General features: G+C 50.0%; 13 protein-coding genes. 6 read left to right on the forward strand and 7 right to left on the reverse strand.

Annotation, left to right across the window (positions count from 1 at the left end):
- Positions 1-210 precede the first annotated feature (210 nt).
- The 5 genes from ACYVIC_RS04310 to ACYVIC_RS04330 all read left to right on the forward strand — a co-directional run bounded on the left by ACYVIC_RS04310 (position 211) and on the right by ACYVIC_RS04330 (position 2,666).
- The gene (locus ACYVIC_RS04310) at positions 211-369 is read left to right on the forward strand and encodes a hypothetical protein (protein ID WP_460857599.1); all 159 of its coding nucleotides are present in this window, start codon (positions 211-213) and stop codon (positions 367-369) included.
- A 4-nt stretch (positions 370-373) separates the two neighbouring features.
- Positions 374-1,012, forward strand: a complete 639-nt coding sequence (locus ACYVIC_RS04315) for a helix-turn-helix transcriptional regulator (protein WP_460857601.1) — start codon at positions 374-376, stop codon at positions 1,010-1,012.
- A 111-nt stretch (positions 1,013-1,123) separates the two neighbouring features.
- Entirely contained in the window at positions 1,124-1,285 is a 162-nt protein-coding gene (locus tag ACYVIC_RS04320) for a hypothetical protein (protein ID WP_460857603.1), read from the forward strand.
- Between the two features lie 107 nt (positions 1,286-1,392).
- Positions 1,393-2,100 (forward strand): hypothetical protein, encoded by a 708-nt coding sequence (locus ACYVIC_RS04325; protein WP_460857605.1) that lies wholly within the window; start codon positions 1,393-1,395, stop codon positions 2,098-2,100.
- Positions 2,100-2,666 carry a cysteine peptidase family C39 domain-containing protein gene (locus tag ACYVIC_RS04330; protein ID WP_460857607.1) on the forward strand — a complete coding sequence of 189 codons (567 nt, stop codon included), beginning with the start codon at positions 2,100-2,102 and terminating at the stop codon, positions 2,664-2,666. The genes ACYVIC_RS04325 and ACYVIC_RS04330 overlap by 1 nt, the downstream gene beginning before the upstream one ends.
- A gap of 62 nt (positions 2,667-2,728) precedes the next feature.
- Here the strand turns inward: ACYVIC_RS04330 and ACYVIC_RS04335 are convergent, their stop codons facing one another.
- From ACYVIC_RS04335 to ACYVIC_RS04360, 6 genes are all read right to left on the reverse strand, one after another.
- The gene (locus ACYVIC_RS04335) at positions 2,729-3,967 is read right to left on the reverse strand and encodes a sensor histidine kinase (RefSeq protein WP_460857609.1); all 1,239 of its coding nucleotides are present in this window, start codon (positions 3,965-3,967) and stop codon (positions 2,729-2,731) included.
- Complete coding sequence (locus ACYVIC_RS04340) at positions 3,967-5,310, reverse strand: sigma-54-dependent transcriptional regulator (protein ID WP_460857611.1); 1,344 nt, start codon at positions 5,308-5,310, stop codon at positions 3,967-3,969. The genes ACYVIC_RS04335 and ACYVIC_RS04340 overlap by 1 nt, the downstream gene beginning before the upstream one ends.
- Positions 5,311-5,338: 28 nt before the next feature.
- Positions 5,339-7,768 (reverse strand): FtsX-like permease family protein, encoded by a 2,430-nt coding sequence (locus tag ACYVIC_RS04345; RefSeq protein WP_460857613.1) that lies wholly within the window; start codon positions 7,766-7,768, stop codon positions 5,339-5,341.
- Entirely contained in the window at positions 7,768-8,469 is a 702-nt protein-coding gene (locus ACYVIC_RS04350) for an ABC transporter ATP-binding protein (RefSeq protein ID WP_460857615.1), read from the reverse strand. The genes ACYVIC_RS04345 and ACYVIC_RS04350 overlap by 1 nt, the downstream gene beginning before the upstream one ends.
- A gap of 17 nt (positions 8,470-8,486) precedes the next feature.
- A complete protein-coding gene (locus ACYVIC_RS04355; protein ID WP_460857617.1) occupies positions 8,487-9,722 on the reverse strand; it encodes an efflux RND transporter periplasmic adaptor subunit in 1,236 nt (411 codons plus the stop codon).
- Positions 9,723-9,869: 147 nt separating this feature from the next.
- Complete coding sequence (locus ACYVIC_RS04360) at positions 9,870-11,009, reverse strand: dicarboxylate/amino acid:cation symporter (RefSeq protein ID WP_460857619.1); 1,140 nt, start codon at positions 11,007-11,009, stop codon at positions 9,870-9,872.
- A 223-nt stretch (positions 11,010-11,232) separates the two neighbouring features.
- Here ACYVIC_RS04360 and ACYVIC_RS04365 point away from each other — a divergent pair, with 223 nt between their 5' ends.
- Positions 11,233-11,793 (forward strand): DUF1439 domain-containing protein, encoded by a 561-nt coding sequence (locus ACYVIC_RS04365; RefSeq protein WP_460857620.1) that lies wholly within the window; start codon positions 11,233-11,235, stop codon positions 11,791-11,793.
- On the opposite strand, the gene ACYVIC_RS04370 is transcribed toward ACYVIC_RS04365, so the two are convergent.
- The gene (locus tag ACYVIC_RS04370; protein WP_460857622.1) at positions 11,790-13,577 is read right to left on the reverse strand and encodes a sulfite reductase subunit alpha; all 1,788 of its coding nucleotides are present in this window, start codon (positions 13,575-13,577) and stop codon (positions 11,790-11,792) included. The two genes, ACYVIC_RS04365 and ACYVIC_RS04370, sit on opposite strands and share 4 nt — an antisense overlap.
- Positions 13,578-13,856: the final 279 nt, after the last annotated feature.

A 13,856-nucleotide genomic window follows, 5' to 3' on the forward strand; every position in this document is an offset into this window, starting at 1 on the left:
TGCTACAAAAGGGTTTAGTATCCGTTGGTGGCCTGCGTACAATGGCGCAATAAAGCATTGCGGCTGTATCAGAAGCCGCCTTTTCTCTGGTAAAAAAGTAACTTATAAAATAGTGATAGATTACAAACCTTAAAGCAACGCCGCCGTTATGTCATTTCTGCCCCTACCTGTCAAAAATAACCTCGACCACAAACAACGAGGTGAACTCAAATGAAAAAATTAGCTACCACACTTTTAGTTTTACTGGCATTCACTGCAGACGTTAACGCTAAAGACAATAACGATAATGACAGTGGAAAAGACAAAGGCGCTTCTCCAATGTCTCTGTGTGAAGTATTGCGTGTATGTGACCCGGACTTAAAGGGGTAATACCATGGGCTTCCTGGAACATGCAGTAACTGATCTGAATCAGATTGACACCATACCAAGTTTGGAGAGCTACTTGACTCAGCTCTCTGCCCTGCTGCCGCATGTGCAATGGTGTTGTCTGATCGTCCAGAGTTGTGATCTGGCTTATATAGGTGCAGCCCCTGATGAGGTAAAGCAAACGTTGACCTTGCCAAACCTTAAACGGATACATACCCGTTGTTATAAGCCAGTTTGGGCAGGCTCAGACAGTTTAACGAACAATTTGTCTGTACCGAACAATAGCTTGCTTATTCCAATTCCTGCGCTGAGACCTGATTGCGCCTGGCTAACACTGGGCTTTAACAGCCCGGTGTCTCAGCCGCTGATCGTGGAGAAGCTGGGTTGGTGTTGGCAGATCATCGCTACTTATATTTACGATGCATACCGGCGCTTAAGTGCCAGCCATGAGACGGTTGAGATCCAGCTCACGCCACGCGAGATTGAGTGTACTCATTGGGCGGTGCAGGGCAAAACGTCCTGGGAGATCAGCCGGATCCTGGGCATTACAGAGCGTACTGTTAATTTTCATCTGACGAATAGTATGCAAAAAACCGGCAGTATTAACAGGCAACAGCTTGTTCGTAACAGTATGAATTATATGTAGTTATTAATTTGGTTATACTTTGGTTATAAAAATTAAAGCAGATGCTCCGTGCTCTCCAGTGAGATACGCAGCCCAATTGTGTCAATACGGCTTAGGTAAGTGAGGAACAACATGAAAGACTTTCTTAATTTAGACGAATCGTTATTCACCAGTACAACCCCGGAAGGCTTTATCGAAATTACCGCTCTGGATGAATTGGATAAAATTGTCGGCGGTTTCCTTAACTCAGACGAATTGAGCCTGATTTTAAACGAAACACCGGCCGGGTCTTAACATCGGTATGGCGACGCAGCCGGAGGCAACCTGTAATTTTTGGCAGGTGCAAAAAAGCGCGGTTGTGCCCAAAATCAAACCTTGTATTTGAAACAGGGATGGCACCTATGTCATATCTGAAACTTTTAACCAACGTAACAACATGGCAGAAAAATAACCTGCTGGGATTGGACAACACTGTAATGATTAGCTCCAAACGCTCAATAAAAGCTTGGATAGGTATGGCTTTGACGGTTTGCTTGTTGGCAAGCATGTTGCTGTTAAACAACTTTGCCGACAATGGCTGGATAAAAGCCGAGCCTCATATCGGCAACTACCACCATCTGGTATCACCGCTGCAGCTTGAGGTTATTCAGCACTTGTATCCTGATGGCAGCAGTATTAGCAAGCATCAGGCGATAGTTCAGGTTCGTGCAGTTGATGAAAAAAACTACGCTGAAGCACTGCAACAGCTTAGCAGTGAGACGTCAGGTATATATTTTTCAATGATTAATGCCGGAACACCCGCTCAGGAGTTGCAGCCTATTGCGAAGGTATTGCGTATAAACGACGATCATCTGTATTTTTTTACCGTCGCAGAACACCACGCACAGATGTTTAAAGCTGGTCAGTTTGTTGAAATTGAAGTGGGCCAGGATAAAGCTCGGGGTAAGGTCCATTCTGTTATTCGCGCCATGCAACAGGGTGGTTCCAATATTGGCATCCAATTTGAGTATCCCTACGATGTTGCAGTGCTACATCCGTTAGCCAGCGTACGTATGAAGTTAACGCAAAAACGTAGCAACGCCAGTTTTTTGTCAGGCGAGGAAAGTTAATGGCCCTTTCCGACTATATCCAACTGAAAAGTCAGCGTTTACCGTTGTACTTACAAAGCGAACTAGCCGAATGCGGCATTACCTGTATCGCTATGTTAGCGCGCTTTCACGGCTTTAAAATTAATATGCCGGCACTGCGGCAAAAGTATCCGGTGGGCAGCAATGGCTTGACAGTGAAGCAAATGGTGCAGATTGCTGCTGAACTAGGCATGTCTGCCCGGGTGCTTAAACTAGAATTGCGTCAGTTAACACAGGTAAAAAGTCCGGTTATTTTACATTGGAATTTAAATCACTTTATTACGCTGGCCAAAGTCAGCAACAAAGGTGTTGTTATTCACGATCCGGCGAAAGGTCGGCGTAGTCTGGACTGGCAACAGGTGGCGGAGTCTTTTAGCGGTATAGCCATTGAGTTGTTTCCAGCGGCAAACTATGAACGCAAAGGGCTGTTTCAGCCGGTACCACAACGGCGTTCAACTGACTACGCTTTTAGCTTTTGGCCATCTTTGAGTAAACTTCTGCTCATAGCCTTAGTGCTAAAAGGGCTGATTTATATTTCTTTAAATTAGACTGCTACAACCAGCGGTAAATAGAGGCTTATTTAACTTTACCCGCTGGGGCTGTCCACCCATCAATGCAAGGGCCAACTTGCTGTGAGCACAGCACCTCCGTCTGGCAAGTTGCTGGCAGTGAGCGTACCATTATGGCGCTGCATTATTTCATTACACAGTGACAAACCAATACCGGAGCCACCGGCTTTAGTGGTGTAAAATGGCACAAACAGGTTGTCCGGGTTACTAAAGCCGGGCCCGTTGTCACTGAGTTCCAGAATTTGTTGGTATTGTTGATAGTAAAACCGCAGGCTGATCTGCGCTGGCTGGCCTAACTGTTGCGCCGCTTCAGCGGCATTTTTCAGTAAATTCAGCAACAGTTGGCTTAGTAATACCTGATCACCATAACAGCGTGGATCGGCCACTATGTCAAAGCTAATCTGGCTTAACAGCCGCACCTCTTGCAGTAACGATTCCATACTGAACCAGTGTAACTGCGCTTGTGGTACTTCTCTCAGCGTGATGTAGTTGTCGATAAAGCTTAGTAGCTTGGTGCTGCGGGCATTGATGCGTTGCAGCACTTCGCGGGTGGCTTGTTCTGGCAGAGCATTTTGTTGCAGCAAGGTATCTGTCATAGAAGCCATCGGTGTTAATGAGTTACGCAGCTCATGGCTTAGTACCCGGATCAATTGCTGCTGGCTGTGTTTTTGTTGCTGATATAACGGGTGACGTAAGTCCAGCGCATAGTAAATATGGTAGTGATGTGGTGCATGCTGATAGTGCAGACAGTGTTGCTGCCAGCCTTGCTGCAGTGCCGGGTGGCTTAACACGGGCTCTGTGGTAAAACCCAGGGCCGTGGCAGTACTGTGTAAAATAAGCGGCCGTTGCAGGCTGTCGCTGGCGGCAGTGTTGGCAAACACCAGCTGTAGGCTGGCATTAAACACCAGCAATGGATAGGGTAGCTGCTGCGCCACTATGGTTAACAGTAAGGCGTCGTCGCTGGCTGGCGTGGCTGTTTTTAACTGACGCATTTCACTAAGCAGTTGCTGAAACTCTGCAGGCAAAGCACTGGTGTCTGGCAACATATTGTGGCTGTCTTCGTTCAGGCTCTGGCAATAAATCAGGCTCTGTTGTAGTGGTAATTTAATTTTAAGGTACAACCCGAACCACAAGGCGCCCAGTGGCCAGCTGATGACAAACAGGCCGGTCAGCAGGGTCAGGCTATTGTAGCCCAAAGCGTGCAGATACAGCGTAGTGACCAGTGTGAGCAACAGGCTTAACAATATGGTCAGATAGAGTGGCAGGTAAAGGCCTGTCATTATTCAGGCAACGGCATCTGATATTTTTCCAACCGTCTGGCAAGTGCATGCCGCGAAATCCCAAGTAGCTCAGCGGCCTGAGTTAACTGTTGGCCACTTTGTGTCAGTGCCTGCTGAATTAATTGCTGTTCCATGGCCGCTAAATCCAATGGGTAGTTGCCAGGCGTATTAGCCGGAGTGCCTGGCAGCTGTAGCTGCTCAACATCCAGTAGCGCGGTTTGGCTTAGTAGTACAGCGCGCTCCAGCACATGGTGCAATTCGCGCACATTACCCGGCCAATGGTATTTTTGCAAAGCGTGCTGTGCTGCAGCGGTAAATTGCACCGGTGCTTTGCGGTATTTGTGGCACAAGCGCTGGCAAATTTGTGCCGTTAACAGTGGAATATCAGCTTGCCGCTGGCGTAACGGCGGTAAGGTTAATACCAGAGTATTTAACCGGTACAGTAGATCCTGGCGGAACTGACCTTGTTGCACCAGAGTCGTTAAGTCGGCATTGGTTGCACTGATAATACGGGCGTCGCTGCGCTGGCTTGCGCTGGAACCCAGCGCTTCAAATTCGCCACTTTCCAGCACTCGCAATAACTTCGGTTGTAAGTGCAGTGGCAGGCAACCTATCTCATCGAGAAACAGGCTACCCTGATCTGCCAGCGCAAAGCGGCCGTGTCGCTGTTTTCTGGCGTCGGTAAAGGCGCCTTTCTCATGGCCAAACAGTTCGGCCTCAAACAAGCTCTCCGGAATGGCGGCCATATTCACGCTGATAAAGGCTTGCTTATTGCGCGCTGATAACTGGTGAATACGTTGTGCCAGCGCGGACTTGCCGGTGCCGTTCTCGCCGAGAATTAACACATTCGCCTCGGTGCCGGCTACGGTGTGTACCATTTGCTCCAGCTGCTGCATCGCTGGGCTGGCGGCCACCCAGTTGTCGTTGTTGGCCTGGGTAAGCTCGCGTAATTGCTGGTTTTCAGTTTGCAGCGCACTAAGGGTGAGTTGTTGTTTAATTTGCTGCAGCAGAGCCTGATTATTCCAGGGTTTTTGGATAAAAAAGGCCGCGCCCTGCTGCATGGCGCTAACCGCCAGCTCAACGCTGCCCCAGGCGGTCATCATAATAATGGGGATGCCGCTGCTTTTCAGTTCAGCCAACAGTGTCAGGCCTTCCTGACCTGAGGTGGTGTCCTGGCGAAAGTTCATGTCCAGCAGGATCAGCGCCGGTTTGTGCGCGAGCGCAGCTATAACCGCATCCGCATTGCTGGCGCTAAGTACCCGGTAGCCCGCGGCACTTAACAACAGTTCCAGTGCCAGCCGGATATCGGCATCATCGTCAGCGATCAGAATGGTTACAGCCACGTTGTGTCCTTATGTTGTACTTTGTGTACTACAGCGAGCGCAGGGTTTTCATCGGGTCCTGCCGAATTACCTGCCAGCCGGGCCATAACAAGGTGGCCAGTGCTACCGTAAGCAGCAACAGGTTCAGACTAATAAATACCGTACTGTTGAACTCAGGTAAAGTGCTGAAGCTGCGTTGCAGTTGCTGGTAGGCCAGGGTGGTAACTAAGGCACCCAGTGCCAGACCACTTAGCACTAATATGCCACTTTCCCGGCCCAGCAGCCAGAGCAGGTTCTGCTGGCTGGCGCCGGTGGCCATCCGCACTGCCAGCTCGTAACGCCGTTGCTGAGCCCGCATTTGACTGACACCTGCGGTGCCAAGCAGTGCCAGTAACAGGGTAGTAGCGCTAAAAAGGCAGATCAGATAAAAATAGATCCGGCTTTGTCGGGTCAGATCTTGCCACAATTGCTGCAGCGGAAACAATTTAACGGTATAACCGGTAGCCAGTTCCGCCAACGCCAGGCTGACATCGGCCTCAGTAATGGGCAGCTGTTCCGGCAGCACCAACACCAGCTGCTGCCAGTCGATAACCGGGTTACTGGCATTGGTGGGTGAATAGCGGTGCGGTAGCGGCTTTCTGTTGGTTTTAACGTTAGCGACCACGCCAATAATCTGGTAGGCGTCATTATTGGCGTATAACGTTTGCCCGACAGCCTGCGCCGGATCGGCCGGCTGCAGCAAGCGGGCAAAATTCAGGTCAACAATAATGGTGCGCAGGGCTTCATCGGCACTAAAGCTTCTGCCGTGCAGCAAGGGTATGCCAAAGGTGGCGAAATGGCGCGGCTCTACCACTGCAATTGTGTGTTCGATATTGGGCGCGTCGGCGGCAGATTTAAGCATACCTATCGTAAGTGCGTCTGATATTGGTTGGTTGTTGCTGTCTAGTACCGTTGCCTGGGGCCAGTGTTGTTGTAAAGCCTGTTGCAGCTGCAACCTTTGCTGCCGGTAGCTGCTTGCCTTTTGCTCGGCTGTGCTGTTATCGCTGTTGCCGGTTAATACGCTAAACTGCTGCTCTTTTTGCAGCCGTATTTGATAGCTGTTAACCATATTAAACCCCCAGCCGGTAAAAATTTCTTTGTAGCTATGCCAGGCCAGCGCGGCGGTGCTGGTGATCAATACTGACGCTATAGCCAGCTGCAGTAGTAGTAAGCATTTTATCAACACCGCTTTTTGCTGTTTACTACTACCCTTGCCGCTTTGATTTAGTTTTGTTGTCAGGCTGTTTTCGTTGCTATGTACCGGCAGGCTGAACAGCCACAGCAGTATTGCGCCCAGTGCTGCGGCACTTATCAGCGTGATGCCGTTTAGCTCCACACTTTGCGCCAGTGGAATGGCATCGCCCGCCAGGGTAGGTATTAACCGGAACAACCATTGGGCTGCCAACAGCGCTAACAGTATCGCCGGTAATATTAAGCTGATATTTTCCAGTGCAATCAGCAGCCGTAAGGTGGCTTTGCGACAACCACTGACGGTTTGCACGGCAAATTCATGTTGCCGGCTCTGGTAATGCGCCAGCAGCACATTGGTCAGGTTCAGTGCCGCTATACTGAATAAACCAGCGGTAACGGCCAGCAGCAACCATAGCAGTTTCTGGCTGTCAGCCAGCAAATACTGACGGTAACCTTGTTGGCTGGTATTGAAGCTGGCATCCTGAAATATGGGCGCCAGTGCTTTAGGCGCTTGTTGTTTCTCGTTTTCCAGCCAGTGCGCCAGTTCTGCCTCTGAGGGTAGTGCGCCGTCGCTGCGTAAAATAATGCTGGCATTGCTGCCAAACCGGGTCGATTCAGAAAACGGCGCTGTAGTAGCCGGATCAAACACTTGCCACACCTGCTCTGCGCTAAACTGGTGATTATCTGCTGCGGCATAAAAATCGGGCATTACGCCGGCTATGCTGTAAGCCTTATCCTGCAAAGTTAGAGACTTGCCAATAACGTCGGCGCTGCGATTAAAGCGGTTTTTCCACAAACTTTCTGATATCCACACCGCCTGGTCCGCATTAGCCTGAGTGGGGGCATGGCCATTAATTAAGGCAATACCCAGTAATTGCGGCGTGTTATTGCTGCTAAAAAACACCGTCGCGCTAAAGTGTTGTGCGTTGGCTTCAATGTTATCTTTTGTGCTGCTGGTCAAATAGCCCCAGTCGCCATAGCTGGCAAACTGCCGTTGCAGGCTAACAAAGCGGTGTTGATCAATTAAGCCAATTTCAACTCGGCCAAACTGCAGGTTAATCTTTTGCACCGTCAGTTGCTCAGCCTGTCGCACCTGCGGCAGAGGCTGGATCAGTATGGTATAACACAGTGTCAACACCACCAGCATGGCCGCCAGTGACAGCCCCAGGCTGACAATAACCGGCAGGCACAGCCGGGGTTGCAAATACAAACGTTTTAAGCCAAAGGTTAAAGCGTGCAAGTAGAGCATCAGGCAACATCCTTATTTTGCTGTTGTTCGGCGACGATATGGCCATCAAGCAGTTGGAGCTGGCGGGTGGCAAGACGGCTGTAGCGAAAATCGTGCGTTACCATCACGATAGTGGTGCCCTGCTGGTTCAACTGTTGCAGCAACTGCATTACCGCATCGCCGTTTTTACTGTCCAGGTTTCCGGTAGGTTCATCTACCAACAGCAGCTGCGGTGAGCATGCCAGCGCGCGGGCAATGGCAATACGCTGTTGCTGGCCGCCAGACAGCTGGTTCGGATAAAAGCTGGCGCGGTGGCTCATATCCACTTGCGATAAACAGGCGTTGACGCACTGTGTCAGCTCTGCGCGTTTTACGCCGCGATGCTGTAAGGGTAAGGCAACGTTATCAAACACCGTCATAGCATCAATCAGGTTAAACGATTGAAAGACAAAACCAAGGTGCTGGTTGCGAATAGCGGTGCGCTGGTTGGTGCTCAGTTTACTGGTATTAATATCTGCCAGCATGTAGTCACCTTGATCGGCGGTATCCATTAGGCCGAGGATATTCAGCAGGGTAGATTTACCGCAACCGGACGGCCCGGTAATAGCGACGAATTCGCCAGGGTAGATGCTCAGGCTAATGTTCTGTAACGCTAGGGTGGCAATATTGGCATGGCGAAACGATTTACTGATATTGTGCAGGGTAATAAGTGCTGATGTCATGTTAGCTCCTGATAGGCTTATTGCAGGGTCAGATAAGGGTGTTGTTGCCAGTCTGGCTTGTCATAAGCCAGTAACTGGTCATTGGCTTGTACGCCAGATTCAATGAGTAGCTGGCGGTCAGACAACTCGCCAAATTGCACTAGCCGTGGCTCTGCTTTACCAGCGCCAGTCTGGACAAACAGCGTTTGCGTGCTATTGGGCCTAAGCCCGGGTGTTTGTTGTATATATAGGGCGTTGCGCTGCTGTTGTAGCAATACTTTGGCACTAATGTGCTGGGCGGGCCGGCTGCCGGGCGGTAACTGATCTGGTAAGGCAACTTCGGCAGCGACAGTACCATTTTGTACCAGCGCTTCTATCCGGCTTATTTGGCCCTCTATCTGGCCGTTACGGGTGTTTATAACAACCGGGCTGCCAATCTGGATCAGCTCGGTATGGCGCTGGTTTAGTAAAATGCGTGCGCTAAGCTGATGCTGGCTACCCACCCGTGCCAGTGCCTGGCCACTGCTAATGCTCTGGCCCAGCTCTACCTCTAACTGCTGAATATAGCCATTAAAGCCTGCTGTCAGTTGCATATTGTTTTGCTGCTGTAACAACAGCTTATATTCGTTTTGCAGTTGGGCCAATTGCAGGTTTTTATGCGCTTTTTCTGCCTGCTGCTGGCGGGCAAACTGGGCATAGCGCTGTTGTTCAAATTGCAGTTTTTGTCGTTGCTGCGTTACTTTTAATTCAGCACGTTGCAGCTCAATACGAGCTGCAATGCCATTGGCGGCTAATTCCTGATTGACCTTCAGCTCGAGCTCAGCTTGCTGTAACTGGTTTTCCATTTCTGCCAGCCGGCTTTGTTGCTCCAGTAGTTGGCTGATCTGCTGCGAATCGAACGCGGTTAGCTCGGCTTGCATTTTTTGCTGCGCGTTGTCTGCGGCGATCACTTTTAAATCTAACTCTGGGTTTTCCAGCCGCAAAATAACCGTGTCAGCTTGCACTTCACTGCCTGGGTGATAAAAAATTTCAGTGACGACACCGGCTGCCGGCGCGGTGAGTAAGCGTTGATGGCGGGCAATCAGTTCGCCCAGCGCATCGCTGTATAAAGTCAACTCGCCTTGCTGTACTGCGGTTAGCGGGTATTGCGCCAGCGATATGGCGGGTACTAGAGGTCGTGATAATTGATAAATTATTCCACTTAGCAGAGCAAAGCCGGCCGCGAATAGCAGGTAGCGCAGGTAAGGTTTTTGTTGCGGTAAGCTAATGTCCATAACAGTATCCGTAAGTGTAATTGAATTCTGTTATGGAAATATCGTGCCATACTTTATTTTTAATTAAAACAATAAGTTATAGTTTTATGCTTGCCGGTTATGCGCGAAATCGCGCGCAGCGCGCGACTTTCTACTCGCCAGCTCAGCTTATTCCGCTTTGTCTACCAACACGGCAATAGCACCATCACCTGTCACATTACAGGCGGTACCAAAGCTATCTTGTGCCATATACAGCGCTATCATTAGCGCTACCGCAGCCTCGCCAAAACCCAGCATTGAGCCTAACAGGCCAACCGCTGACATTACTGCACCGCCTGGTACGCCGGGGGCGGCCAGCATTACTACGCCCAGCATTAAAATAAATGGCAACATAGTAAGCAACGACGGAATTTCCAGACCATTTTGCATCGCCATTACCGCCACTGCGCAGCTAACGATAGTAATGGTAGAGCCGGATAAATGAATGGTAGCGCACAGTGGCACGGTAAAATCGGCGACATGCGGTTTTACACCATTGGCTTTGGTGGCCTGCAGCGATACCGGAATGGTAGCGGCGCTCGACATGGTACCCAGTGCGGTAAAATAAGCGGGCAGCATGTTTTTAATTAATGCAAAGGGTGAGCGACCGGCTTTAATACCGGCAATAACATACAGCGTGATTATCCAGCTCCAATGCAGCGCTATGGCCAGGATCAGCACCACACCAAAGGTTTTTAACGTGCCAAACACAGTACCTGCAGCCGCCATTTGGGCGAATACCCCAGCGATATAAACTGGCAACAGGGGGATAATCACTTTACTCAGCACTAGTTGAATAATATCTCGGCCTTGATCTGAAAGCTGTTTTAGCTGCTGCGCCTGCGTAGCCGCAATGCCTAAGCCAAACACAAAGGCCAGCGTCAGGGCTGTCATAACACTAAACACCGGCGGGATATTCATTTCGACAAAAGGCGTAAGATTAACGCCGCTGGCTGTTGCACTTGCTGCGGAAGCGGTGGTTAGCATGGGTACTACGATACTGGCAATAATGAAAGCCAGCACGCCGGCAGCAATAGTCGATAGATACGCGATGCTTAGGGTGCGGCCCAGTAACTTACCTGAGTTACGCGGTAAAGCCGCGATACCACTAGTGATAAAAAATAAAATAAGCAGAGGAATAATAAAAAACAGCAGCTGACCAAACAGCGCTTTAAAAGTTAACAATAGTTGAGTCAGCCAATGTGGTGCGTACAGGCCGCACAACATGCCCAGCACAATGCCGGCGATAAGTTTAATAATTAAAGCCATAATATTTCTCTTGTTATATATAGTTAAACCCCGGATAAACGCGGCTGAGCATATCATAACTTGGTTAAACTGGCTGCGCTTGGCTGGTCTGCGTTGTTTCACGTGGAGCACATTTGGTTCAGCAAAAAGTCAGTTGGCCGCAGCTAGAGTGTGATGTTAACGTAAATCACCGCATAATTTGCCACAGCGGCAGGCAACAATATTTCCTAAAGGTATAAAAAATATGCAAAAGATCATTGTGTTAGTGTTTGCAGTACTTGTTGCCGCCTGCAGCCAGTTGCAGCAAATGTCGGCCTACAGTGTAAGCGAAACCGATGTTGAGCAACTACTGCGCCAGCAAATCCCCAAGCTAACGCGACAGGCCAATGTCGCCGGTATACCGCTAAAAATGCAGGTTGAAACGATGCAAGTGCAAATTGGCCCGGATAACTCTGACGTTGTGCGGCTAAATACCGCCGCCAGCGCTGCTTTGTCGCTGTTTGGCTTAAGTTACCCTGCAAGTTTGCAACTGCAGGTTGAAGGCGTGCCGTACTATGACGGTGAGCAAAAAGCGATTTACCTGCGCTCAGTTAAGCTGCTCAACTCCAGCATTGAAGCTGCTGGTTATCGTGGCAACTTGGCGGCGGTTAACAATGAGTTATTACAGCTTATTAATGGTTACCTTGCGAGTAATCCGGTGTACAAACTGGACACCACTAATCCGACCATAAAACTGCTAACCGCAGTGCCATTAAACATGGCGGTGCAAAACGGCCGTATCAGTTTTATGCCGGGCAAAAATTAATATAGGTCGCGGCGGTAACGGCCTTGTTGTTGCAGCTGATCTAAACCGGCTGCACCTACAGCCTGCAGCAACACCTTGTGTACGCTATCGCCCATACCGTGCAGGCTGCCACAGACATAAATTGCTGCACCTTGCGCTAGCCACTCTAGTAAGCGGGCTTGTTGCTCTGCCAGTAGGTGTTGTACATAGCGCTTTTCTGGCTGATCTTGCGAAAATGCTAAATCGCAATGGCGAATAAAGCCCTGTTGCTGCCAAAGCTGCAGATCGCGGGCAAAAAAACTGTCAAACTGCTGCTTACGCTCACCAAATAGCAGCCAGTTACGGTCATGGCCACGTTTTACCCGCTGCGCCAGTAAGGCGCGGATGCCTGCAATGCCAGTGCCGTTAGCAATAAAAATAACCGGCCGGTCATCATCCGGCAGCTGAAAACTGCTGTGGCTACGTAAACGCAGCTGCACAGGCTGTTGCTCGTTCGCCCACGCAGTAAGCCAGCCAGAACCAACACCCAGGCTGCCGTTAGGCTGTTGTACCTGACGTACCAACAACATCAGTTGGCCCTCTTCTGGTATTGAGGCAATAGAGTAGGTGCGCACTGGCAATAACGGCTGTCGTGTGAGCCAGTCAGCCAATGCTTCACCGGTAGCGGGTGGGTGTATTTTATCCAGCTGTAGTTCTGCCAGTGCCCAGCATAGTGGTACATGCCGGTTACGGTAACTAACACTTTGACAACCATTAATCTGCTGCTTTGTCAGCCACAGTGCGACATTACATTTGCTGTTCTCCGGCTGAATATCTACCAGATCGCCCGCCTGCCAGAAGCCGTGTTCTGGCGGTTGTAATTTTACGATATAGCAAGCGGCACCGCTGCTGCCGGGGTTAGCCACATAGCGGCTGAGTAACTGCACGTGCTGCCATGGGGGGCTGGTAACCGGCATGGCAGCGGCGAGGCTATTATCAGCACTGATCTGTGCTAATAATTGTTGCCAGTGGCTAAGCGCCGGGCTTTGCCGTTGGGCACTGTCCAGCTCCAGCAGCGGTTGTATTGCTTTAGCCTGGTTGTGCGCCAGCCAGCCATGTAGCCAGTGGCCAAAGGCACAAAACTGTTGATAACTGCGATCACCCAGCGCCAGGACCGCATATTCTAGTTGTTGCAAATTGTGCTGCCATTGTTGCGCCAGTTGATAAAACTGATTGGCATTGTCTGGTGGCTCGCCCTCGCCATAGGTGCTAACAACAAATAACGCTTTTTGATACTGCTGTAGTTGTTGCTGGGTTAACTGGTTTAGCTCGGCCAGTGTTACGCGGATGCCCGCTTGTTTTAGCTGTAATGCGCTATGATTGGCCAATTGCAGTGCCATACCCGACTGGCTGGCGTAGCCAATAAGCCAGTGCTGCGCTGCTGTCGGGTTGGCGTTATTGTGCTGATGGCGCCAAACCAGCAGCATGCGCAGTAGCAGGCCGGGTAGCGCCAGCTGGCATGTCAGCCACAGCAGCGCCGTTGCCGTATGTGCGTAAGGTGCAAGCGGTAAATAAAACCAGCACAGTAGCGTTAATAACAGAGCCAGCGCCATATATTGCTCAAGCCAGGCGCCGCCATGCAATGCGGCAACTGTGGGGCAGGCAGGTTTTAACCGTATGCTGGCAATAGTGCAAAACAGCAGCACGCTATAAAGTAGTATTGTGTCGTTGAGATCGGCAGGAAACTGATAAAAACTGTATATCGGACAGAGCAACAACAGCAGCACATAAAGCTGCTCCAGCACACTTTGCCAGCGAGATAACATAGTACCATCCAATAAAAAGAAGGGGTGGCAAAACCCACCCCTTAATGTGCAAGACAAGTAAAACAACGACCAGAGAAGCCCATCCGGGGCCGTAACGACATGCGCTCCATCGCATTGGTTTAGAATATAATGCGAATGGTTCTCAATTGCAATGCTCCTGTTGTAAAAAACTGCAAACTAATTCGATGGTGCTGATTCTTTTTTGTTCATCGAACGGGTATTATATAGCTAAAGTATTGATTTACATTGAAATGTTTAATTGTTGTTTATCTTGTGACG

It is taken from the genome of Rheinheimera gaetbuli (assembly GCF_054781935.1).